The following is a 23,421-nucleotide window of genomic DNA, read 5'->3' on the forward strand; positions in this document are numbered from 1 at the left end:
ACCAACTTGCAAATAATAACGATTCTCATTACAATATGTATGACAATTACTTAAGCAATCTTAAGTTTTGTTTTACAGGTCTTTGCTTTTCCTCTCCCTGGAAGTGCGAATTTTTTCCCTAGCTTCGGCTAGGGAACTTTTTTACTCTTCATTGAAAAACACAACAAACAAATCAGGCTCAATGGCTCTCTGCTTTAACTTCTTTATGCTCGCTCTGCTGTTCAATTCCGTATTAATTTAATCCTCAGAAAAAGAGTCGTCGCTGTGATTGTTGCTGAGCCAGAAGGTCGAAATAGCTGAGAGCTAGTGCCAGATGTTGTAGCCTCACCATGCTGGCTTCGAGATACCGCGGTATTTTGTTGCAGGCAAGGGAAGAAGGACTAGGCCTCACGGAGTGTCGAAGGCCAAGGATGGCCTGAGACAAGCGCACACGGACGTGCACGTAGCGTCTCCGTGAGGACCAGCCCTTCTTACCACAAAGCCACCAACAAAAAACCCGGCTCGAAGGCCGGGTTTTGTCTAAGCGTTGGCCGTTATTACCAGCCAGTTTTCTCTGCAACAGCTTTGCCAATTTCGGCCAGGCTGCGTACAGTTTTAACGCCTGCTGCTTCAAGTGCAGCAAATTTCTCGTCAGCAGTACCTTTACCGCCGGCAATGATGGCACCAGCGTGGCCCATACGTTTGCCAGGAGGCGCAGTAACACCAGCAATGTAAGAAACAACCGGCTTAGAGACATTGTTTTTAATGTACTCTGCCGCTTCTTCTTCTGCCGTTCCGCCGATTTCACCAATCATTACGATAGCTTCGGTTTCTGGATCTTTTTCAAACAGTTCCAGAATATCGATGAAGTTAGAACCCGGGATAGGGTCGCCACCGATACCAACACAGCTAGACTGACCAAAACCAGCGTCAGTAGTCTGCTTAACTGCTTCGTACGTTAATGTACCTGAACGTGACACGATACCCACTTTACCTTTCTTGTGGATGTGACCAGGCATGATACCGATTTTACACTCGTCCGGAGTGATAACACCCGGGCAGTTTGGACCGATCATGCGCACGCCTTTGTGCGTCAGGTATTCTTTAACGTACAGCATGTCCAATGTGGGAATGCCTTCAGTAATACAAACAATCAGTTCGATACCAGCGTCTGCTGCTTCGATGATTGAATCTTTACAGAAAGGAGCTGGTACGTAGATAACTGAAGCAGTTGCGCCAGTAGCTTCTACAGCTTCACTCACTGTATTGAAAACAGGCAGACCTAAGTGCTCTTGACCACCTTTACCAGGTGTAACACCGCCAACCATTTGCGTACCGTAAGCAATCGCTTGTTCAGAGTGGAAAGTCCCCTGACCACCAGTAAACCCCTGGCAGATAACTTTGGTATTTTTATCGATCAAAATGCTCATTATTGACCTCCTGCCGCAGCAACAACTTTATCGGCAGCATCAGACAAGCTTTCTGCAGCGATAATGTTCAGGCCACTTTCTTTCAGTTTTTCTCTACCCAGCTCCGCGTTGTTACCCTCTAAACGAACAACAACCGGTACTTTAACGCCAACTTCTTCAACAGCGCCCATAATACCTTCAGCAATCATATCGCAACGTACGATACCGCCGAAGATGTTAACCAATACGGCTTTAACAGAGCTGTCTGACAGGATAATTTTGAACGCTTCAGAAACACGCTCTTTGGTTGCGCCGCCACCAACGTCAAGGAAGTTAGCTGGCTCGCCACCACTCAGTTTAACGATGTCCATAGTACCCATCGCCAAGCCGGCACCGTTAACCATACAGCCAATATTGCCGTCTAGTGCTACGTAGTTCAGTTCCCAATTTGCCGCTTCCGCTTCGCGTGCGTCGTCTTGTGACGGATCGTGCATTTCACGGATTTTAGGCTGACGATACAATGCGTTGCTGTCGATGCCAACTTTCGCATCCAGACAGTGAACGTTGCCTTCGTCAGTGATAACCAATGGGTTAATTTCTAACAGTGCTAAGTCGTACTGTTCGAACATTTTCGCCAGGCCCATGAAGACCTTAGTGAATTGCTTAACCTGGTCTGGAGTCAGTCCCAGTTTAAAGCCTAGTTCGCGACCTTGGTATGGCTGCGCGCCAACCGTAGGGTCGATTTCAGCTTTCAAGATTTTCTCAGGTGTTTCTTCAGCAACGGTTTCAATTTCCACGCCGCCTTCAGTTGATGCCATGAACACGATTTTGCGTGAAGCACGGTCAACAACTGCACCTAAATAAAGCTCGTCTGCAATGTCAGTGCAGCTTTCAACTAAAATCTTAGCAACCGGCTGACCTTTTTCGTCGGTCTGGAAAGTTACTAAGTTTTTACCTAACCACTGCTCAGCGAATGCGCGAACATCGTCTAAACTTTTCACTAATTTCACGCCGCCCGCTTTACCGCGGCCACCTGCGTGAACCTGACATTTGACAACCCAAATGTCGCCACCAATACGTTTTGCCGCTTCTACCGCTTCATCAGCAGTGTCGCAGGCATAACCTTCAGATACTGGCAAACCAAACTCTTTAAAGAGTTGTTTACCCTGATACTCATGCAAATTCATGATGCTCTTCCGATTCGTTGAAACAACTCAAGCAGCAAAGTGCTGCCTACCCGAATACCGCGCCGAATTTTAACCTGCTCGGCGCATAATTAACAGCCGCAAGCAAAGTTGCATTGCGGCTGGTTCTCAGCGTCTTTAGATATCCAGGATAAGACGTTGAGGATCTTCTAATAACTCTTTCACGGTAACCAGGAAACCTACCGATTGTTTACCATCAATGATTCGATGGTCATAAGAAAGAGCCAGGTACATCATCGGTAAGATTTCGATCTTACCGTCTACCACCATCGCCCGCTCCTGGATTTTATGCATACCCAGAATAGCGCTTTGTGGTGGGTTCAAAATTGGCGTTGAAAGCAGTGAGCCAAATACGCCACCGTTAGTGATGGTGAAGTTACCACCCTGCATTTCATCCATCGTCAACTTACCGTCACGACCTTTAATAGCCAGGTCACGAATACCGTTTTCCATATCCGCAATGCTTAAACGGTCAGTGTCACGCAGAACTGGGGTTACCAGACCACGAGGCGTTGATACCGCAATGCTGATATCGAAGAAATTGTGGTAAACAATATCATCGCCATCAATGGATGCGTTGACGTCCGGGAAGCGCTTCAGTGCTTCGGTTACTGCTTTGACGTAGAAGCCCATGAAACCAAGACGCGTGCCGTGAGTTTCTTCGAACACGTCTTTGTACTTCTTACGCAAGTCCATAATTGGCTTCATGTTGATTTCGTTAAACGTGGTCAACATGGCCGTGTCGTTCTTAGCTTGCAACAGACGCTCGGCGATACGTTTACGCAGACGTGTCATAGGTACACGCTTCTGATCACGGTCGCCTGAAACTGCAGGCTGTGAAGACTGCTGCTTGCTGCTACTGTCAGATGATTTAGACGAAGACTGACCTTTCACATGTTTTTCAACATCTTCTTTAGTAACACGACCGCCTTTACCCGTGCCTTTTACGTCACTTGGCTTAAGACCGTGCTCACCGAGTAAACGGCGAACCGCAGGACCTGCTACTTCGTTGTCACCGTCATCTTTACTCTCGTCTTTGCTCTGTGAAGAAGCTTCTGATTTATTCTCATCAGATTTGCTTGAACTACTGCCAGCAGAACCGCCAGCTTCTACAAGACCAATAACGTCATCAGCACTAACAGTGTCGCCTTCTTCATGCTTAATTTCAGCTAAAACGCCGTCAGCGGGAGCAACCACTTCAAGAACCACTTTGTCGGTTTCAATATCAACCAAGTTCTGATCACGTTTTACCGCATCACCGGCTTTAACGTGCCAGGTAGAAACAGTGGCATCAGAGACTGATTCAGGCAGTTGAGGAACTTTAACTTCCATCTTCTCGCCAGAGCCTTTCTTGTCAGAGCCTTTATCCTCTGAAGAATCAGATTCCTTTTTCTCTGACTTCTCTTTTTTATCGTCTTGGTCTTTTTTGTCATCCGAGTCTTTATCTTCTGATTTATCATCAGAAGCTGACTCGCCGTCACCTTCTTCAATTTTTCCGATCACTTCGTCAGCCGTTACGGTAGTGCCTTCTTCGGCAGTAATTTCACCCAAAACACCATCTGCTTCCGCAACAACTTCAAGCACTACCTTGTCGGTTTCGATGTCTACCAGATTCTGGTCGCGAGACACTTTATCGCCAGGTTTTACGTGCCATGTTGCAATTGTTGCATCTGCAACAGACTCGGGTAATTGAGGAACTTTTATATCAATCGCCATGGTTCATCTTCACCTATTTAATGGTTAGCGCTTCGTCAACAAGGTTTTGCTGCTGCTTGTTGTGCTCTGAAATGTATCCGACCGCCGGTGCGGCTGACGCACTACGACCACGGTAAGACAACTGAGCTCCTTTCGGAATTGCTGCCCAGAAATGATGCTGGCTGCTATACCATGCACCTTGGTTCTGAGGCTCTTCCTGACACCAGACAAAATCTTTAACGTGCTGATAATCTTTCATAATTTCTGCCACTTCTTCCGCAGGGAACGGATACAGCTGTTCGATACGAATAATGGCAACGTTTTCTTGTTCACGCTCGCGGCGTTCTTTCAGTAAATCGTAGTAGACTTTACCTGAGCAAAATACCACGCGTTTTACTTTTTTAGGATTCAGATCATCGATTTCACCAATCGCGTTCTGGAATCCATGATCCGCTAAATCACCCATTTCTGAGACCGCTAACGGATGACGTAACAATGATTTTGGTGTCATCACAACTAACGGGCGACGAACAGGACGCAGTTGCTGACGACGGATCATGTGAAAAACTTGTGCTGGTGTTGTCGGTACACAAACTGACCAGTTGTGATCGGCTGATAATTGCAGAAAACGCTCAAGACGGGCTGAACTGTGTTCAGGCCCCTGCCCTTCGTAACCGTGTGGCAATAACAGTGTTAAACCACATAAACGTCCCCATTTCTGCTCGCCAGAACTTAAGAACTGGTCAATAACAACCTGGGCGCCGTTAACAAAATCGCCAAATTGCGCTTCCCACATCACCAGAGACTGCGGTTCAGCTGTAGCGTAACCGTATTCAAAGGCCACAACCGCAGCTTCTGATAAAACCGAGTCATAAATTTCAATTTGCCCCTGATCTGAACCTAAGTTGTTCAGTGGCATGTAAGTTGAGCCGTCTTTCTGGTTGTGCAAAACTGCGTGGCGGTGAAAGAAGGTACCACGGCCGCTATCCTGACCAGTCAAACGAATATGAGTGCCTTCATTAACTAAGGTGGCATAGGCTAAGGTTTCTGCAAACCCCCAGTCCATTGGTTTGTCGCCTTTCGCCATTTTCAGACGTTCTTGATAAACTTTTTCAACACGGGAATTCAGCTTGTCTTCTTCCGGATACTGAGTGATTTTTTCACCCAGGTCTTTGAGTTTATCTTCTGGTACTTTGTAATCGTACTCAACGTCCCAATCATTTCCTATGTAGGGAGACCAGTCAACAGAGTGCTGACGCATGGGCCGGTGTTCATCAACCACCACTTCGCCTTTATCTAACGCATCACGATAGTCAGACATCCACTGCTTAGCGGTGTCTTCATCAACTATCGATTTCTCTATAAGACGCTTGCCATAGAGCTCACGAGCAACGGGTTGCTTTTTAACTTTTGCGTACATCAGCGGCTGTGTTGCACTTGGTTCATCGGCTTCGTTATGTCCATGACGGCGATAACAAACCAAATCAATAACCACGTCGCGCTGGAATGCATTACGGTAATCGAGTGCCAACTGAGTGACAAAAACAACGGCTTCAGGGTCATCCGCATTAACGTGGAAAATTGGCGCCTGCACCATTTTGGCAATGTCAGTACAATACTGAGTAGAACGCGCGTCTTCCTGTTTAGATGTAGTGAAACCAACCTGGTTATTCACCACTATGCGGATAGAACCGCCAACACGGTAAGCACGTGTTTGCGACATATTGAACGTTTCTTGTACCACACCCTGGCCAGCAACAGCTGCGTCGCCGTGAATCGTAATCGGCAGAACTTTTTTGCCTTCCGGATCTTTAAGGCGATCCATGCGTGCACGAACTGAGCCCATAACAACCGGGTTTACAATTTCCAGGTGCGACGGGTTAAATGCCAATGCAAGGTGGACGTCGCCGCCCGGCGTTGCATAGTCGGAAGAGAAGCCCATGTGATACTTAACATCGCCCGAGCCTTTACTGCTGTCATGCTTGCCGGCAAACTCGTCGAATAAGTCCTGTGGCTTTTTACCCAGAACGTTGACTAAAACGTTCAAACGACCACGGTGAGCCATACCAATAACAACCTCTTTGGCACCTTGCTCACCAGAGCGTGAAATGAGTTCTTTCAATAACGGAACCAGACTGTCGCCGCCTTCTAATGAAAAGCGCTTAGCCCCCGGGAATTTAGACCCCAAATACTTTTCCAGTCCGTCAGCTGCTATCAGTTCTTTTAAAATTTTAGTTTGCTGTTCTTTTTGAAACTTGGGCTTGCCAAGAACACCTTCCAACCGTTGCTGAATCCAGCGCTTTTCTTCGGTTGAAACAATGTGCATGTACTCGGCACCAATAGAGCCACAATAAATATTTTCCAGCGCTTCGTGAATATCACTCAGCTTCATTGTGTCTTTGCCAACAGCTAAAGAGCCGACATTAAATTCGCGTTCTAAGTCGTCTTTGCTTAAATCGTGGAAGTTTAATGAAAGGTCTGGAACGGTTTCCTGTTTCCATAAACCAAGAGGATCAAGGTTGGCGTGCTGATGGCCGCGGAATCGGTAAGCATTGATGAGCTGTAAAACCTTAACTTGCTTCTGATCTGCGGCAGTCGTGCTGCCTGTTTGAGATTGCTTGAGCTTATTCTTAGCGGCCTGGCGAAACTGCTCCCGGACGTCGCTGAGTTTGGTATCAACAATGTGATTATCCTTCGGCAACGCATCGAACATTTGACGCCATTCATCACTGACTGCCGTCGGATCATCCAGATACGCCTCAAACATTTGTTCAATGTAGGCAACGTTACCACCGGCTAGATGCGATGTTTCTAACCATTCACGCATTACACCATCTTGCATTGCGTTTCCTTCACCTGAATAGATAAACCGTTTTTATAAAAAAATAGCCATCCTTTGTGGGATGGCCATCCACAACATCAACCGTTCAAATTAGCGCGACAATTTAACGAATTAAACCGCGCGACTCAAAAGCATCGATTTGATGTGTCCAATAGCCTTTGTTGGATTCAACCCTTTTGGACATACGTTAACGCAGTTCATGATTCCGTGACAACGGAATACACTAAAGGCATCGTCAAGTTCGTCCAAACGCTCGTCCGTTGCTGTATCACGACTATCAATTAGGAAACGATAAGCGTGCAGCAGACCAGCAGGCCCAACAAATTTATCTGGGTTCCACCAGAACGACGGGCATGATGTTGAACAACATGCACATAAAATACATTCGTAAAGACCATCAAGCTTAGCACGGTCTTCCGGCGATTGAAGTCGCTCACGCGCTGGTGGCGTTTTGTCATCATTGATAAGGTACGGTTTAATTTTCTCGTACTGTTGATAGAACTGGCTCATATCAACAATCAAATCACGAATGACCGGCAAGCCTGGTAAAGGACGAATCACAATTTTGTCTGATTTCAGAGAAGACAAGTGAGTAATACAAGCCAAACCATTTTTACCGTTAATATTCATACCATCGGAGCCACAAACACCTTCCCGGCACGAGCGACGAAACGCCAGCGATGGATCTTGTTCTTTCAATTTTATCAGCGCTTCTAGCACCATCAAATCCTGATTATCTTCTACTTCCAACGTGTACTCTTTCATATGAGGCGCGTTGTCGACATCAGGATTGTAACGATAAACTGAAAATGTGTATTTTTTCATATACCCTCCAACTTAGTAGGTACGAGCTTTCGGAGGGAAAGCTTCACGCAGTTTAGGTGCCATATTGACCTCCCGCGTCACCATATCTTCCTTTTCAGGACGATAAACAGTGTGTACTAACCACTTCTCATCATCACGATCCGGATAGTCTGCACGGCTATGAGCGCCGCGACTTTCTGTACGGAAGCTAGCAGCAACAGCAGTTGAGTAAGCCGTTTCCATCAAGTTATCTAACTCAAGACATTCTACGCGCTGAGTATTAAACTCTTTAGAGGTGTCATCAAGACGAGCGTTTTTCAAGCGTTCGCGAATTTCGCGCAGCTCAGCAAGCCCTTCTTTCATTGAATCGCCTTCACGGAAAACCGAGAAATTAAGTTGCATGCACTGCTGTAGATCTTTCTTAATTTGTGCCGGATCTTCACCTTTTTGAGTGTTTTCCCAACGATTATAGCGCGCTAGTGCAGCGTCAATATCGTCGCTACTTGCTTCTCTTGTTTCTACGCTAGCTGCAAGAGTTTCGCCCAGGTGCATACCGGTTGAACGGCCGAACACTACTAGGTCAAGCAATGAGTTGCCACCTAAGCGGTTTGCACCGTGTACAGATACACAAGCAATTTCACCACACGCAAATAAGCCTTTAACGTGAGATGTCTGACCATTGTCGTCTACAGACAACACTTGTCCGTTAACGTCCGTCGGAATGCCGCCCATCATGTAGTGACAGGTAGGAATGACGGGAATAGGCTCTTTCACTGGATCAACGTGAGCAAATGTACGTGATAAGTCACAAACACCCGGCAAACGACTCTCCAGGGTTTCTTTACCCAGGTGATCAAGTTTCAACTTAAGGTGAGTACCCCATGGGCCTTCACAACCACGTCCTTCACGAATTTCAGTCATCATAGCTCGGGATACAACGTCTCGTGACGCCAAATCTTTCGCGTTTGGCGCATAACGCTCCATAAAGCGTTCGCCGTCTTTGTTCAGCAGGTAACCGCCTTCACCACGACACCCTTCTGTAACAAGCGAGCCCGCTCCGGCTATACCGGTTGGGTGGAACTGCCACATTTCCATATCTTGTACCGGAACGCCGGCGCGCAGAGCCATACCAATGCCGTCACCGGTGTTGATATGAGCATTGGTCGTTGAAGAATAAATACGACCGGCACCGCCAGTAGCAAGAACGACAGCCTTAGCTTTAACAAAGTAAACTTCGCCGCTTTCGATATCCATGGTGGTTACACCACAAACCTCACCGTCTTGGTTCTTAACGATATCCAGCGCGTACCATTCAGAGAATACGGTGGTTTTTTTCTTCACGTTTTGCTGATAAAGCAAATGCAGCAACGCGTGACCAGTACGGTCAGCTGCAGCTGCCGTTCGAGCAGCCTGCTCGCCACCAAAATCTTTCGACTGACCACCAAATGGACGTTGATAAACTTTGCCGTTTTCGAAACGTGAGAATGGCAAACCTAAGTTTTCCATTTCCAGGATCGCTTCAGGGCCAGCTTTACACATGTATTCGATAGCGTCCTGGTCACCGATATAGTCCGAACCTTTAACGGTATCGAACATGTGCCATTCCCAGTTATCTTCATGCGCATTACCTAATGCTACGGTAATACCGCCCTGAGCGGAAACTGTGTGAGAGCGTGTTGGAAACACTTTGGACATCAACGCGCAGCTCAATCCCTCTTGGGAAATTTGCAGCGCTGCTCGCATGCCGGCACCGCCAGCACCAATCACCACCGCATCATATTCTAAAGTTTTAACAGTCACTTAAACACCCCACAGTACGAATAAGCCAGTGAGCCAAACAGCGATTAGACCAACGCTGAAAAGCAGTTGGATAAAAGCTCTGAGACCGGACGCTTTCACGTAGTCTGTTGATACTTGCCAAATGCCAATCCAGCCGTGAATTAGCACAGAGGACAAGGCCAGCATAGTGAATACTTTCATCCAAATGTTGGCAAACAACCCACTCCACACTTGATAAGTTACATCTGGCGTAGACAGGAAGAACCCAGCCATGAACAGTGAATATAGAACCATTACAATCGCGCTGGCTCTCAATAAAATAAAGTCATGAGAACCACTACGACCAAAAGTAGCTGCTGCTGTTACCATAGCCAAACTCCTACTAATACGGAAAAGATCACAGAAAGAGCAATTGAAATAATTGCGCTGATTCTTCCGGAATCGAGTTCTTCCCAGTAGCCCATGTCCATTACTAAGTGACGCAGACCAATGATTAAGTGAAATCCTAGCGCTGTCAAAATACCCCAGCTAATAAATTTAGCGATAAAGCTGGTCATGATACCCTCAATTTGAGCAAAACCTTCAGGGCCACTAAGTGACACAGCAAAAGCCCAAATTAGAAAAGCCAGAGAGAACAGCATAACAACACCGGAAATACGATGCAGTATGGATGCTTTGGCAGCGGCAGGAAGCTTGATAGTTGATAAGTCTAAATTAACAGGTCTTTCTTTTTTCACGATAGATTGCCTTTTAATAAAGCACAAAAGAAATGCAATTTTCGTTTGCGCGACACAGAAACATGCCACCAATACGGCGCAAAGTATATCTAGCCAAGCTATTAATTACAACGACAAACTCAGATTTGAACTCACACTTAGATACGCTTTACTACTAAAGTCTAACGTAACAAGATAATTCTTCAATCTGAGTAATCTTTTCGTCATGTTCATTACGTATATTTAGCTATAATTGGTTCATGTTCCTTGATTAAAATTGACATTTAAGGGCATGATCGAGTTAAATTAGCGCACTTTTTCAAAGTAGATAGCGAGGAGAATTCCTTATGGCTGATCGTAAAGCCACTTTACAGATTGACGGCCAATCCATTGAATTGCCGGTACTATCACCTAAGGCAGGCAAGGATGTAGTTGACGTCCGAACTCTGGGAAAACATGGTTATTTTACCTTTGACCCTGGGTTTCTGGCTACAGGCTCTTGCGAGTCGGCTATTACCTACATAGATGGTGAAAACGGCGTTTTATTACACCGCGGTTACCCTATTGGTGAATTAGCAACTAAAGCAGACTATTTAGAAGTTTGCTACATGTTGTTACACGGAGAAGCTCCTACCGAAAAGCAATACCATGAATTCAAAGACACCATTACTAAACACACCATGGTGCATCAGGGAATTCATAATTTCTTTAATGGTTTCCGTCGCGATGCTCACCCTATGGCTATGTTATGTGCCGTAACGGGTGCCTTATCATCGTTCTATCATGATGACTTGGAGATTCACGATGAAAACCAGCGTTTACGCAGTGCTTATCGCTTAATTGCTAAAATCCCAACGATTGCAGCAATGGCATATAAATTCAGCATCGGCCAACCGTTCGTTTATCCACGTAACGACTTAGGTTATGCAGAAAACTTCCTGAACATGATGTTCTCTGTACCGGCTGAAGATTACAAAATTAGCCCGGCAGTTGCCCGTGCCATGGATCGCATCTTTACTTTGCATGCTGATCACGAGCAAAACGCATCAACGTCAACAGTTCGCCTTGCCGGCTCTTCAGGCGCAAACCCTTACGCCTGTATTGCGGCTGGTGTTGCGTCTTTATGGGGACCGGCTCACGGTGGAGCAAACGAAGCTTGCTTACGTATGCTGGCTGAAATTGGTTCGGTTGAAAACATTCCGAAATACATTGAGAAAGCAAAAGACAAAGACGATCCTTTCCGCTTAATGGGCTTTGGTCATCGTGTTTACAAAAACACCGACCCTCGTGCAACGGTAATGCGCGAGTCTTGCCACGAAGTGCTGAAAGAATTGGACCGCGATGATCCATTATTAGACGTAGCAATGGAGCTGGAGCGCATCGCGCTGGAAGACGACTACTTCATTGAGAAAAAACTCTTCCCTAACGTTGACTTCTACTCTGGTATCGTACTGAAAGCTATTGGTATTCCTACCAATATGTTCACCGTTATCTTTGCGTTGTCACGTACTGTCGGCTGGGTGTCTCACTGGCATGAAATGATGGGTGAAGCGAATCAGAAAATTGGTCGTCCTCGTCAGTTATATACTGGTTATACAAAACGCGAGTTTTCACCAATTAAAAAATAAATTGGTTTGAGTTAAGAAGGCGCTCGGTTGAGCGCCTTTTTTTATGCCTGCTCTCAATTAGTAGTTTGAGTACATTGCTTTTCACACCTTACAGAACGTGCAACCAAGCCTTAAATTCTTTATACTAAGTCGCATTTCGTTGGTCGCCAAAGAGAGAGCTGACAGACAGATTCATTTTAAACATGCTTTAGCAGGTTGCAGATAATTACAGAGAGGCTTATGCAGCAAGTAGTCAATGTACAACAACCCATCATTACACCACGTAAATTCAAGGTCTATCAGCATCGCCAGCTGGATAAAATTGAGGCATTACAGAAAGTTCCTGCTGACATGCGCTTTGAAATGAAAGTCGTCGCTAATGTACTGCCATTCAGAGTTAATGAATATGTGTTTAACGAACTGATTGACTGGGAAAATGTACCCAATGACCCGCTGTTTCAGCTAACTTTCCCTCAAAAAGATATGCTGGAGCCATCTGCGTACCAGCGCATGGCAGACCTAATGTCCGGCAAGCACACCACCAATGAAGTGTTTGATTTGGCGACTCAGCTACGCGATGAAATGAACCCTCACCCTGCCGGACAAATGCAAATGAATGTCCCGCATGTTGATGGTGAGCCTTTGCCGGGTATGCAGCACAAATATCGCGAAACGGTGCTCTTTTTCCCGGCTCAAGGACAGTACTGCCATTCTTACTGCACTTTCTGCTTCCGTTGGGCACAGTTTGTTGGGAAAGCTACCCGCTTTAATTCAAACGACGCGGATCAATTGCATCGCTATCTGGCTCAACACAAAGAAGTTACTGACTTGCTGGTGACCGGCGGAGACCCTATGGTCATGCGTACGCGCAAACTGGCTCATTACTTGGAAGGTCTACTGCAACCTGAATTTGAGCACATTAAAACCATACGCATCGGCACTAAATCACTAACTTTCTGGCCTTATCGATTTATCACCGATCCCGATGCGGACGATTTACTGCGTTTATTAGAGCGCTTAGTTGCTGGTGGCAAGCATGTATCGATAATGGCGCATTTGAACCATCCGAATGAGTTGCGCACTGAAGTCTGCCAAGAAGCCATTCGCCGCCTGCGCGCTACAGGTGCGCAAATCCGCTGTCAGGCTCCTTTGCTCAAACACATTAACGACGACCCGGATGTCTGGGCCTCTATGTGGGAAAAGCAGGTGCAACTTGGTTTAATCCCTTATTACATGTTTGTCGAGCGGGATACCGGTGCCAAGCGTTACTTTGAAGTACCGCTGGAGCGTACCTGGGAAATTTTCCAGAAAGCGTATCAGCAGGTTTCCGGTATAGCCCGCACGGTACGAGGCCCTTCAATGAGCGCAGGCCCGGGAAAAGTAGAGATTCAGGGGGTTACTGAGATTGCCGGTGAGAAAGTCTTTGCCTTACGTTTTATTCAGGGCCGTAACCCGGACTGGGTACAACGCCCTTTCTTCGCTAAATACGACCCGGATGCCACCTGGCTGCATCACTTAAAGCCTGCTTTTGGCGAAGAAAAGTTCTTTTTCGAAGATGAGTATTCAAAAATGTCGGCGATGGATTAACCATCGCCAGCCAGTTTTCGTGCCTGCTGCAGGTCCTCTTCAGTATCAATACCTGTAGCCGGTGCGAGAATCGCTTCAGCGACATGAATACGCTCTCCGTGCCAAAGCACTCGCAATTGCTCTAACGACTCAAGCTGTTCAATAGGGCTTGGTTGCCACTCAACATAACGTCTGACAAAACCCGCGCGATAAGCATAAATACCAATGTGACGATGGTAATGCTCAGTAACAACATCGGTTGCCCGCTCAGCAGAGAAGTGCTCTCTGTCCCAGGGAATAGCCGCACGGCTAAAGTACAGCGCATAACCTGCAGCATCGGTAACCACCTTTACCGTGTTCGGGTTAAAAATATCTTCAGCGTTGGTAATCGGTACGGCCAACGTCGCCATAGGTGCCTGTCGTTGATTCGCTAAGTTATCAGCTACTTGCCTAATAATTTCAGGTGGAATAAAGGGTTCATCGCCCTGTACATTAACCACTACTTCGTTTTCTGCCAGAGCTAATTGTTCGATAACTTCAGCCAACCGTTCCGTACCCGAGGAATGTTCACTTGAGGTCATCATTACACGACCACCAAATTTATCAACACCCTCTTTAACCCGCATATCATCGGTAGCAACTATGACTTCGGCAGCGCCACTAGCTTCAGCGCGCTCAACCACATGCTGAATCATCGGTTTTCCGGCAATATCGGCTAATGGTTTGCCTGGCAAGCGGCTGGAACCAAAACGAGCAGGAATGACAACGGTAAAACTCATGAGGGGACCTCTTCTAACTCTTCTGAAGATAACTCGCGGGCCTTATCCGCTATAAGCACAGGAATATTCTCGTCTATAGGGTATGCAAGACGTTCTCCGCGGCATACTAACTCGTCTTTATCCGAGTAATAGGTCAACTTTCCTTTACACTTTGGACACGCCAATATTGCTAATGTCGTTTTATCGATGGCCATTTTTCTTCCTTTCCAGCTCTGCCAATAGGTTAGTCTTCATCACTTCGGGCAGCTTTGCTTCAATCGTTTGGTAATACCAGTCAGCTTGCGCAAAAGGCTGGCATTTACCGGCATCTTTTTCTGTCATTAATATAGGGTTACCGGTCAGGTTAGAAAAGTCCTGTTGGCTAAAAGCGTGATGATCCGCAAACCCCTGACGGTTCTCCAGTTCAATACCCTGCTCAATTAGCGAGTTAAAAAAGCGCTGCGGATAACCAATACCAGCCACTGCATTAAATTTGCTCTCGGTTTTTAACGCAACTTGCTCATTGTTATCAACCCGATACCAGTTGCCGGGCTCTACATCCACAACATGCCGGGCGAATATGTGGCGACCATAGTTAGAAATAACCCAGTCAGCGCCTTTCAGACGCCAAGGGCCTTCCCGTAACGGGCCTGCAGGCAAAAGCCATCCATTTCCGGTTCCTCGTTCAGCATCTATCATAATTAATTCAATGTCGCGCTTAAGCCCGTAATGCTGCAGCCCGTCATCACAAATAATAACGTCTACTTTTGGATGTTGTTCAGTCATAAGCTTTGCGGCCTGAGCTCGCTTTGGCGCAATAACAACAGGACAGCCAGTACGGCGACGCATGAGCAAGGGTTCATCGCCAGCTTTCTCCGGCGAGTCACTCGCTAAAACGTCGTAGGGAAAAGGACCCTTCGCACCGTAACCACGACTAATAATGCCCGGATTCCAACCCTCATCTTTTAGCCATTGGCTTAAGGCCACAACCATCGGTGTTTTGCCTGTGCCGCCCACACTAATATTTCCCACCACTATGACCGGAACATCAGCTTTATAGCGAGGCATTAACCCAAAAGCATAAAAACTTCGACGCAAATTCGTTACCAGCCAAAACACCAGCGACAGTGGTGTCAGCAAAAACAGTAAAGGATGCAGCCTGGCTTTATACCACTGCTTTTGAAGCCACATTAGGCGCCCCCACTAAACTGCAAGTTATGCAGCTGGAAGTATGAGCCTTCCTGGTCAAGCAATTGCTGGTGTGTACCGCGCTCAATAATCTCACCATTGTCCATGACCAGAATTTCATCAGCATTTTCAATAGTTGATAAGCGGTGAGCAATAACAATAGCGGTACGGTTTTTACGCAAGGCCCCTAGCGCATCCTGAATATGGCGTTCGGACTCGGTATCCAGAGCCGACGTTGCTTCATCCAGTATCAGAATAGGCGCGTCTTGTAATAGCGCACGAGCTATAGCAATACGCTGACGCTGACCGCCGGACAACATAACCCCATTTTCGCCCACCATAGTATCCAGGCCTTTAGGCATGCTGTCGGTGAACTCAGTAACATAGGCTTGCTCGGCGGCTTTAATGATGTCTTCAGGCGAGACCTCTTTCGAGGCACCGTAAGCAATATTATTTGCTATGGTGTCGTTGAATAAGGTTACGTGCTGAGATACCAGCGCAAACTGGCGCCTTAAGCATTTCAGCTTATAGTCGTTAATATTGTGGCCATCAAGCAGAATGTTGCCCTGCTCCACGTCGTAGAAGCGCGTAAGCAAGTTCGATATTGTCGACTTACCACTACCTGAACGCCCCACCAGCGCAACGGTTTTGCCCTGATCAACTTTAAAATTAATGTGCTGAAGCGCGGGTTCATCATCTTTTTGATAAGAAAAGGTCACGTCATCAAAAACAATGTCGCCAGCTGCTCGCTCTACCACTCGTGAACCTCTATCAACTTCAATCGGTTCGTCAAGAATCGCGAACACACTGGTTGCCGCCGCAATACCACGCTGGAAATCACTGTTTACGTTAGTAAGCTGTTTTAACGGGCGCAGCAGCATGATCATAGCGGTAAGTAACGTAGTAAAAGCACCGGCCGAAAGTTCACCCAACATTTCTGGAAAACTGGCAATAACCAGGACCATAGAAAGACTTAACGAAGCAATAAACTGAATAACCGAAGTGCTTATAGCCCGGGTGTTCACCAGCTTCATATTCTGATTGCGAGTAATGTTGTTTATTTCCGAAAAACGTGTCGACTCACCTTTTTGCCCCTGATGCATGATCACAACCTTGTGGCCGTTGATCATCTGCTCTGCAGTCGTGGTTACATTACCCATAGCAGTTTGAATACGACTGCTTACTTTACGGAAGCGACGAGAAACAACCCCGACAACTTTTGCAACCAGGGGGCCTATCACTAAAAAGACCAATGACAGTTGCCAACTTTGATAAAACATCAACCCCAACAAACCAGCGACAAATGCGCCCTCTTTCACCAAAACCAGAACAGCACGGCTACTCGCTTCTGCCACCTGTTGAGTGTCATAGGTTATTTTTGAAATCAAATCACCGGTTGAATGCTGGTCATGGAAACCCACCGGCAATTTCATCATATGGTCAAAAAGCTGCTGCCGCATTTTAGTAACGACTTTAAAACCCACCCAATGCAAAAAATAGCTGGAAGCAACATTCAAAGAACCGCGAAGGATGAAAATAAAAGGAACAAAAAGGGCACCATAAAGCAATATATTAGAGTCTTGCTCTGCTAAGCCGTCATCAATTAACGTTTCAATTTGAGATAAGAACAATGTATCAATGGCAGAGTAACCAATCATACACAGGATAGCAGCGATAAAAGCTGCCTTATAAGGTTTGATATAACCTAATAAGCGTTTAAAGGTCGTCTTTTTTTTAAGCTGAGAATCCATGTAGTCTCAAATAAGTCATTAACACTTTTTGTATTCTACCTGTTTTCAAAGGGTAACTCCAAACTCCATGTGTCGCCGTCACTAACAATGGTCAATTGCCCTTTATCCCTGGTCCCAAACCAGGGCTTTTTAGTACGAGCGAGCCTTTCCAGTGTATAACGATGGGGAAAATCATATCCACTATGCTTACCGTAGCTAATAAGATAAATATCAGCACTAACCGCCTGTAACAAAGGCCAGCTGGTCGACGTTTTACTGCCATGATGAGGAATCAAGAGGACATCGGAGTTAGCTTCAGACTGTTCATGTAAAGACTTCAGCAATAATTGCTCTGCCATCATTTCAATATCACCGGGCAGAAAGACACTGAAGTCTTTATAACTGACGCGTAATACACATGAACGATTATTTTTACTTAACCGATTTGCATCCTGATAAGCAGTCGTTGGCCACAGAACCTCCCATTGTATGCTGTTCCATTCACCTGTATCACCGGCGCGACAGGGTTTATCACTGGCATCTCCGCGCCACTCTAGCTGAGGATATCTTTGCATCAGAAAGTCTCTGCCACCGTTATGATCTCTGTCGCCATGGCTGATAAAAACCAACTCAGGCCGCAAACCATGGTAGTTAAGAAAAGGTTCAATAACAGATTCTGCAACACTGAAACCAGAGTTAAACTCAATACCGGTATCAATGAGCATGGCTTTGCCGTCTTTCTCTAGCACCACAGCCTGACTTTGCGCCACATCCAGAACATGAAGGCGCAACTTTCCGTCCCGTTGATTAAAAAATAAAAAAGCAGCAACTGGCAAACACAATAATAAACCCAACCGATGCCAACCGCGACTTACCGGCAACAACAAGGCCGCAGTAAGTGCGAACAAAACAGCAAACCGCGCTGCACGAGTTATTGGCCATTGATTAAGTTCCAGCCAATTAGCCTTGTACCCCGCTATAGCTTCCAATAAAGGGTTCAAATAGGTAACGGGGAGTTCGGCCAGCTGCCAGAAAAAAACAGCAAAATTAGACTCAAACAGCGCCAAAACCGTTCCTATTAAAGCCAGCGGCAATAACCAAAAGCTGATAACAGGCAACACCAACAAATTCACGACGGGCGCAAAAAGCGAAAAGCCGCCAAACAATAGGAATGATAACGGAGACATTACCACCAACAGCAGCCATTGAATGGACCATAAGCTTTTTACCGAGGAGAAACGACCACGACTTTTGCCCCAGCGCCAACTGGCTAAAAAAAGTGCGGCAACGGCAGTAACGGATAACCAAAAACCGGGTTCCTGCCAGGCGAAAACATCAACCGCTAGTACAGCAGCAACCACTCGTAGCAATAAGCTTAGCGGATTTAATTTGAGATTTAACACAATATGCAGAAGAACCACCAGAAACATGGTTAAAGCTCTAACAGTCGATATTGAGAAATCTGCCAGGCCCGCATAACCACTCACCACAACTGCCGCGAAAACTAGCGACCACAGCCGGATGTTTAGCCGCTCTCTGGTTTGTAAGCTGATGGGAAAACAGTGAAAACAAAAACGAAAGAACAAAATGGCAGCGCCGGCGACCATCCCCAGATGCAAACCAGAAATGGCTAAGCTATGGGCTAACCCCGTTCTTTTCCAGATTTCACGAGTAGCTGAGGTTAACAGGCTGCGTTCGCCAATCGTTAATGCGGCCAATATACCTGGTTCAGATAAATTCGCTTGTTTTATGCCATCAAAAATTTTCTGTCGAAAACTGATTAAGCTGGTAAGTTTTTCGCCGTCTTTAACTGTTCCTAAGGCATAGATATTATTGCGCAGTAAGTATTGCCGGTATCGAAAACTCCCCTGGTTGCGGTAATCCGTTGCGTGTTTCAGCTTCACTTCCAGTTGCCAACGCTCGCCAGCTTTCGGCACCTGTTTATGGTGGCTGTTATACCAATTCAGTTGAACCCGGGATTGCTGCCAGAATGGCAAAACGTTACCCGCCAGAACTTCTACCCTGCCCGTCATACGCAAATGAAAAGGATAACGGCGTGATATTTCATCCACGACAAGCGTCAATTGAACTTCGTTACCCATCAATTCGTTTGGTACAGCGCGTAAATTTTGCCAATAAAGGTTGGCATTAGCCCATAAAATACCGCAAAATAACACCATCAGTAGCAGTACGATGGTTCGCTGTTTTACTTCCCTCTGTCTAAAATAAAAAAAAGCATAAACTATCGCCAAAAGCAGCAGAACGATAGTTGAAACAATTAGCCAAAAGTTAATGTCAGAGTGTAGCGAAGCGGACAATATTCCGCTAATAAAGATCAGTAACCAACGTTCCATCGTTGCTCCTTCCCTGGGGCAGTAATCGAATAGGTAATAAACGTCACATTATGGCCAGACGCTTCATTAAACGCTTAATGCCTGATCATCAAAAAGTGCGCGAATCCAAAGCGATTCGTTTATTCGGCAGCCTTCTGCACGATGCAAACCTGTGGCATTTAAACCGACGGTCAGCTTCAGGCGCATTTGCAGTCGGTCTATTCTGCGCTTTTATACCGGTTCCTTTTCAAATGTTGTTAGCAGCAGCGTCAGCAATTCCTTTTCGCGTTAACCTGCCACTTTCAATCGGGCTTGTCTGGGTCTCAAACCCCATTACTATGCCGCCAATGTTTTACCTTTGCTATTTAGTCGGTAACGCCATATTGGCTGAACCTCCGCAACCCTTCGCCTTTGAAGCCAGCTGGGAATGGTTAATGCACAGCATTTCAACTATTGGCCCTGCATTTTTGCTTGGCTGCCTGGTGCTGGGCACGGTATCCAGCTTTGTTGGTTATATCGGTATTCGCTTACTTTGGCGCCAGTCTGTGGTCAAAGCCTGGCGCCGTCGCAATCCCGAAGGCAATTAAGTACTTTCGTGCAAGGCCTTGGCAGGTTCAACTTTGACCGCCCGCCAGGCAGGGTAAATAGTAGCGAGCAAACTCATTAGCAGTGCCACACTAGCCACTAAAATAACGTCGCCCCAAACCCACTCAGAAGGTACTTCACTAACGAAGTAGATATCATTGGAAAGCACTTTAAAGTGAAACCAGGATTCCAGTGTCAGCATAATATCAGGTAGAAACTGCGCCAAAAGTATCCCGCACGCACAACCAATAATCACCCCATAAAAACCATTCATTAGTCCCTGAAACACAAAGGATTGCAGTAACGACTTGTCTTTCATTCCCAGGGTTTTCAACATGGCAATTTGGCTGCGCTTTTTCGCTACCGTCATAATGAGCGTTGAAACAATATTAAAGCAAGCTACGGCCATAACCAGAATCAAAACCAGATACACGACCCAGCGCACCAGCTCAATATCACGATATAAATGGCCGTGACTTCGGGTCCAGTCATCCAGGTAGACCAATTCCGGAAGTTGGTTACCTATTTCCCGGGCAACCGCAGGAGCCGAAAAAACATCCTTTAACCGCAAACGTACCGAGCTCACATCACTAGCAAACCCCAGTTCGTTCTTAGCCGTTTCCAGAGAAACATAGGCATTTTGATAATCAATTTGCCCGCCAAATTTAAACAATCCGGTGACTTGCAGCCGCACCCGCTCTGGCGAGCGAAACCCTCGTTCAGACTTTTCCGGGGTGAGTAAGGAAACGGAATCGCCAACAGCTAAATTCAACTTCTCGGCCAGCCCAGCCCCTAACAGCAAACCACCTTTCTGCTGCCACCGCTGCCAGTCTTCGTTGCTTACATAATCAGATAAGGCCGATACGTTTTTTTCCTGCTCTGCAGATATTCCCCGAACCTGAATGCCATGAAAAGTTGACTGGGTTTGCACCATAACGGTGGAATTAATTGCGGGAGCCGCAGCTATCACTTCAGGGTGTTCCCGGGCGATTTCGGCTATTTTCTGCCAGTCATCCAGGGCGCCTTCTACTGCACTGTATTCAACCTGTGGAACAACTGCCAGTAGCCGCTCCTGTAACACTTGGTTGAAGCCGTTCATCATCGACAGCGCCGCAATTAAAACGGCACACCCGAGCGCTATACCAATAGTTGAAGAGGCCGATATAAACGACAAAAAGCCCTGTTTCGCGGTACCTTTACGAAAACGTCGGGCAATTAACCAGGCAAGCTGCATTACGCTTGCTCCTTGTGCAGAATTCCATTTTTTAAAACCTCTACGCGCTGCAGTTGTTCAGCCAGCTGTAAGTCGTGAGTGACTACAATAAAAGCCGTGCCCATTTCCTGGTTAAGCTCCAGCATTAACTGATAAATACTCTCAGCCGCTTCACCATCGAGGTTACCGGTTGGCTCATCAGCCAGTACCACCTTTGGTTTATTCACAAAAGCACGAGCTATGGCAACCCGTTGACGTTCGCCGCCGGAAAGCTGTGCCGGACGATGCGACAACCGATGCTCTAGCCCCACGCGGACTAAGAGCTGCTCAGCCTGCTGTTTAGCTTCTGCCGGGCTTTCACCCGCTATCATTTTCGGCATGGCTACGTTTTCTAACGCTGAAAATTCCGGTAATAAATGATGAAACTGGTACACAAATCCAAGGTTCTGGTTACGCCACTGCGCTAACTTGTCGGCTTTCCAGGGCGTCATTTCCTGATCTTTATAAAACAACTGACCCGATGAGGGTTTATCCAGTCCACCCAACAAATGCAGCAAGGTGCTTTTACCCGAGCCTGACGCTCCGACCACCGCAACCATCTCTCCGGCTTGCAGCGCAAAATCAATGTCTTTTAAAACGGTAACCTGGTCGCCCCCGTCCTGATAGGATTTACTCAATTCTTTGCAACGCAACAGCGCGTCAGTCATAGCGTAATGCCTCCGAGGGTTGAACATGTGCGGCTTGTGATGCGGGATATAACGTTGCCACCAAAGTTAAGGCAATTGCAGCAACAGCAGTAATAGTAACCTGAGACACATTAATGATAATTGGCAGGCCTTCATCTGATCCGGCAAAGATCTGTGCACCGAATAACGTCAGAATATCATTCAGATACCAACTCAACACCAGCCCCAGAATAACGCCAATTAATGCTCCCAGCACACCGTTATATAGCCCTTGCAATAAAAATACCGTGCGTATACGTCCGTTAGATAAACCCAACGTTTGTAATATGGCGATGTCGTGACGTTTGTCGTTTATCACCATAATAAGAGCCGATAAAGTATTAAACGCCGCAACCGCAATGATTAGCGCCAGCATTAACCACATCATGCGTTTTTCCATGCCTACAGCTTCAAATAACTGGCCATAATTTTGTCGCCAGTCGCTGATCGTTAATTGCGTGTTATTGCGCAGACTTTCTGCCACTTGGGGAGCTTTAAAAGCGTCATCTAAAAATAACTGTAGCCCACTCACTTTGCCTTCAGGTAACCGAATTAAACGAGCCAGGTCACTGCCGTGGGCAAAAACAACCGACTCATCCACCTCAGAGCCCATAGAAAAGAGCCCTGTGACCACAAAGCGGCGCTGCGAAGGAACCAGCCCAAAAGGTGTATAAACCCCGCCTTGCGCGGCGATAATTCGAATATTATCGCCAACGGTTATTCCTTGTTTCTGCGCCAGCCGCTGCCCTATCACCAAATGGTAATTGCCCGGCGTAAGACTGAGCCAGTCGCCTGCAACCATTTTGTCTTTAAGCGAAAGAGGTACCTCGCCCACATCTGGGTAAATACCCTGTATATTGGCTACTGACATCTTTTCTGAAAATTGCAATATGCCCTGCGTTTGCACATACGGCATTGACCCTTTAATGGCTTCTAATTCAGGCAATTGCTGCTGTGTTTTTCGCCAGTTAGTCAATTCCGTCGTGCTGTCAGCATCGGTCAGGGTCACATGAGGAACGGCGCCCAGGATTCGTTCTTTCAATTGGCCTTCAAAACCATTCATAACCGACATGACAACCACCAGAGCCATAACCCCAAGGGCAATACCGGCAAAGGCAAAGCGGTTAATAAAGGCGGTAAACGCAGACCCCTGCCTTGCCCGACTATAACGCAGGCCAATAAACAGCACGACCGGCTGAAACATATACCCTCAATTATTTGATGGTTGCTAATTCATAACGAGCAAGGATAATGAGTTGTATTGAGCCTGACAACTAAAAGCCGACA

The 23,421-nt window shown here is 46.6% G+C and carries 19 protein-coding genes; 3 read left to right on the forward strand and 16 right to left on the reverse strand.

What is annotated here, in order from left to right; translation table 11 throughout:
- Positions 1-536: 536 nt before the first annotated feature.
- The 8 genes from sucD to sdhC form a co-directional block, all read right to left on the reverse strand.
- Positions 537-1,409 (reverse strand): succinate--CoA ligase subunit alpha, encoded by an 873-nt coding sequence (gene sucD / locus Q5L94_RS03635; protein ID WP_317497110.1) that lies wholly within the window; start codon positions 1,407-1,409, stop codon positions 537-539.
- Entirely contained in the window at positions 1,409-2,575 is a 1,167-nt protein-coding gene (sucC, locus tag Q5L94_RS03640; RefSeq protein ID WP_317497111.1) for an ADP-forming succinate--CoA ligase subunit beta, read from the reverse strand. The genes sucD and sucC overlap by 1 nt, the downstream gene beginning before the upstream one ends.
- 135 nt (positions 2,576-2,710) lie before the next feature.
- Positions 2,711-4,309, reverse strand: a complete 1,599-nt coding sequence (odhB, locus tag Q5L94_RS03645; protein ID WP_317497112.1) for a 2-oxoglutarate dehydrogenase complex dihydrolipoyllysine-residue succinyltransferase — start codon at positions 4,307-4,309, stop codon at positions 2,711-2,713.
- A gap of 13 nt (positions 4,310-4,322) precedes the next feature.
- Positions 4,323-7,130 carry a 2-oxoglutarate dehydrogenase E1 component gene (locus Q5L94_RS03650; protein ID WP_317497113.1) on the reverse strand — a complete coding sequence of 936 codons (2,808 nt, stop codon included), beginning with the start codon at positions 7,128-7,130 and terminating at the stop codon, positions 4,323-4,325.
- 111 nt (positions 7,131-7,241) lie between these two features.
- The gene (locus Q5L94_RS03655; RefSeq protein WP_034821292.1) at positions 7,242-7,955 is read right to left on the reverse strand and encodes a succinate dehydrogenase iron-sulfur subunit; all 714 of its coding nucleotides are present in this window, start codon (positions 7,953-7,955) and stop codon (positions 7,242-7,244) included.
- A 12-nt stretch (positions 7,956-7,967) separates the two neighbouring features.
- A complete protein-coding gene (sdhA, locus tag Q5L94_RS03660; protein ID WP_317497114.1) occupies positions 7,968-9,734 on the reverse strand; it encodes a succinate dehydrogenase flavoprotein subunit in 1,767 nt (588 codons plus the stop codon).
- Positions 9,735-10,082, reverse strand: coding sequence for a succinate dehydrogenase, hydrophobic membrane anchor protein (gene sdhD, locus Q5L94_RS03665; protein WP_317497115.1), 348 nt, complete (start codon positions 10,080-10,082; stop codon positions 9,735-9,737).
- The gene (sdhC, locus tag Q5L94_RS03670; RefSeq protein ID WP_317497116.1) at positions 10,076-10,450 is read right to left on the reverse strand and encodes a succinate dehydrogenase, cytochrome b556 subunit; all 375 of its coding nucleotides are present in this window, start codon (positions 10,448-10,450) and stop codon (positions 10,076-10,078) included. Before sdhC ends, sdhD begins: the two co-directional genes overlap by 7 nt.
- A 326-nt stretch (positions 10,451-10,776) precedes the next feature.
- Between sdhC and gltA the strand changes: the two genes are divergently transcribed.
- On the forward strand, positions 10,777-12,057 hold the full coding sequence (gene gltA, locus Q5L94_RS03675) for a citrate synthase (RefSeq protein ID WP_317497117.1): 1,281 nt from the start codon (positions 10,777-10,779) through the stop codon (positions 12,055-12,057).
- A 219-nt stretch (positions 12,058-12,276) separates the two neighbouring features.
- Positions 12,277-13,623 (forward strand): lysine 2,3-aminomutase, encoded by a 1,347-nt coding sequence (locus Q5L94_RS03680; RefSeq protein ID WP_317497118.1) that lies wholly within the window; start codon positions 12,277-12,279, stop codon positions 13,621-13,623.
- On the opposite strand, the gene kdsB is transcribed toward Q5L94_RS03680, so the two are convergent.
- From kdsB to Q5L94_RS03705, 5 genes are read right to left on the reverse strand one after another with little or no spacing between them, the layout of a single operon-like run.
- Complete coding sequence (gene kdsB, locus Q5L94_RS03685; RefSeq protein WP_317497119.1) at positions 13,620-14,381, reverse strand: 3-deoxy-manno-octulosonate cytidylyltransferase; 762 nt, start codon at positions 14,379-14,381, stop codon at positions 13,620-13,622. The two genes, Q5L94_RS03680 and kdsB, sit on opposite strands and share 4 nt — an antisense overlap.
- Positions 14,378-14,575, reverse strand: a complete 198-nt coding sequence (locus Q5L94_RS03690) for a Trm112 family protein (RefSeq protein ID WP_317497120.1) — start codon at positions 14,573-14,575, stop codon at positions 14,378-14,380. The genes kdsB and Q5L94_RS03690 overlap by 4 nt, the downstream gene beginning before the upstream one ends.
- Positions 14,562-15,551 (reverse strand): tetraacyldisaccharide 4'-kinase, encoded by a 990-nt coding sequence (gene lpxK / locus Q5L94_RS03695; protein WP_317497121.1) that lies wholly within the window; start codon positions 15,549-15,551, stop codon positions 14,562-14,564. The genes Q5L94_RS03690 and lpxK overlap by 14 nt, the downstream gene beginning before the upstream one ends.
- Positions 15,551-17,299, reverse strand: coding sequence for a lipid A export permease/ATP-binding protein MsbA (gene msbA / locus Q5L94_RS03700; protein WP_317497122.1), 1,749 nt, complete (start codon positions 17,297-17,299; stop codon positions 15,551-15,553). Before msbA ends, lpxK begins: the two co-directional genes overlap by 1 nt.
- 35 nt (positions 17,300-17,334) lie before the next feature.
- Entirely contained in the window at positions 17,335-19,632 is a 2,298-nt protein-coding gene (locus Q5L94_RS03705; protein ID WP_317497123.1) for a DNA internalization-related competence protein ComEC/Rec2, read from the reverse strand.
- A gap of 50 nt (positions 19,633-19,682) precedes the next feature.
- Here Q5L94_RS03705 and Q5L94_RS03710 point away from each other — a divergent pair, with 50 nt between their 5' ends.
- Positions 19,683-20,198, forward strand: a complete 516-nt coding sequence (locus Q5L94_RS03710; protein WP_317497124.1) for a DUF2062 domain-containing protein — start codon at positions 19,683-19,685, stop codon at positions 20,196-20,198.
- Here the strand turns inward: Q5L94_RS03710 and Q5L94_RS03715 are convergent.
- Genes Q5L94_RS03715 through Q5L94_RS03725 form a run of 3 tightly spaced genes read right to left on the reverse strand, consistent with a single transcriptional unit; the run spans position 20,195 to position 23,338 of the window.
- Positions 20,195-21,430: a lipoprotein-releasing ABC transporter permease subunit gene (locus Q5L94_RS03715; protein ID WP_317497125.1), complete on the reverse strand. Its 1,236-nt coding sequence runs from the start codon at positions 21,428-21,430 to the stop codon at positions 20,195-20,197. The genes Q5L94_RS03710 and Q5L94_RS03715 overlap by 4 nt on opposite strands.
- Entirely contained in the window at positions 21,430-22,116 is a 687-nt protein-coding gene (gene lolD / locus Q5L94_RS03720; protein WP_317497126.1) for a lipoprotein-releasing ABC transporter ATP-binding protein LolD, read from the reverse strand. The genes Q5L94_RS03715 and lolD overlap by 1 nt, the downstream gene beginning before the upstream one ends.
- Complete coding sequence (locus tag Q5L94_RS03725; RefSeq protein WP_317497127.1) at positions 22,109-23,338, reverse strand: lipoprotein-releasing ABC transporter permease subunit; 1,230 nt, start codon at positions 23,336-23,338, stop codon at positions 22,109-22,111. The genes lolD and Q5L94_RS03725 overlap by 8 nt, the downstream gene beginning before the upstream one ends.
- Positions 23,339-23,421 lie beyond the last annotated feature (83 nt).

This window comes from Idiomarina sp. Sol25 (genome assembly GCF_033052775.1).
Lineage (GTDB): Bacteria > Pseudomonadota > Gammaproteobacteria > Enterobacterales > Alteromonadaceae > Idiomarina.

What these genes read in the sequence shown, in the direction of transcription:
- sucD (WP_317497110.1), bottom strand. Translation starts at nt 1,409, where the DNA reads ATGAGCATTTTGATCGATAAAAATACCAAAGTTATCTGCCAGGGGTTT.
- sucC (WP_317497111.1), bottom strand. Translation starts at nt 2,575, where the DNA reads ATGAATTTGCATGAGTATCAGGGTAAACAACTCTTTAAAGAGTTTGGT.
- odhB (WP_317497112.1), bottom strand. Translation starts at nt 4,309, where the DNA reads ATGGCGATTGATATAAAAGTTCCTCAATTACCCGAGTCTGTTGCAGAT.
- Q5L94_RS03650 (WP_317497113.1), bottom strand. Translation starts at nt 7,130, where the DNA reads ATGCAAGATGGTGTAATGCGTGAATGGTTAGAAACATCGCATCTAGCC.
- Q5L94_RS03655 (WP_034821292.1), bottom strand. Translation starts at nt 7,955, where the DNA reads ATGAAAAAATACACATTTTCAGTTTATCGTTACAATCCTGATGTCGAC.
- sdhD (WP_317497115.1), bottom strand. Translation starts at nt 10,082, where the DNA reads ATGGTAACAGCAGCAGCTACTTTTGGTCGTAGTGGTTCTCATGACTTT.
- gltA (WP_317497117.1), top strand. Translation starts at nt 10,777, where the DNA reads ATGGCTGATCGTAAAGCCACTTTACAGATTGACGGCCAATCCATTGAA.
- Q5L94_RS03680 (WP_317497118.1), top strand. Translation starts at nt 12,277, where the DNA reads ATGCAGCAAGTAGTCAATGTACAACAACCCATCATTACACCACGTAAA.
- kdsB (WP_317497119.1), bottom strand. Translation starts at nt 14,381, where the DNA reads ATGAGTTTTACCGTTGTCATTCCTGCTCGTTTTGGTTCCAGCCGCTTG.
- Q5L94_RS03690 (WP_317497120.1), bottom strand. Translation starts at nt 14,575, where the DNA reads ATGGCCATCGATAAAACGACATTAGCAATATTGGCGTGTCCAAAGTGT.
- lpxK (WP_317497121.1), bottom strand. Translation starts at nt 15,551, where the DNA reads ATGTGGCTTCAAAAGCAGTGGTATAAAGCCAGGCTGCATCCTTTACTG.
- msbA (WP_317497122.1), bottom strand. Translation starts at nt 17,299, where the DNA reads ATGGATTCTCAGCTTAAAAAAAAGACGACCTTTAAACGCTTATTAGGT.
- Q5L94_RS03705 (WP_317497123.1), bottom strand. Translation starts at nt 19,632, where the DNA reads ATGGAACGTTGGTTACTGATCTTTATTAGCGGAATATTGTCCGCTTCG.
- Q5L94_RS03710 (WP_317497124.1), top strand. Translation starts at nt 19,683, where the DNA reads ATGGCCAGACGCTTCATTAAACGCTTAATGCCTGATCATCAAAAAGTG.
- Q5L94_RS03715 (WP_317497125.1), bottom strand. Translation starts at nt 21,430, where the DNA reads ATGCAGCTTGCCTGGTTAATTGCCCGACGTTTTCGTAAAGGTACCGCG.
- lolD (WP_317497126.1), bottom strand. Translation starts at nt 22,116, where the DNA reads ATGACTGACGCGCTGTTGCGTTGCAAAGAATTGAGTAAATCCTATCAG.
- Q5L94_RS03725 (WP_317497127.1), bottom strand. Translation starts at nt 23,338, where the DNA reads ATGTTTCAGCCGGTCGTGCTGTTTATTGGCCTGCGTTATAGTCGGGCA.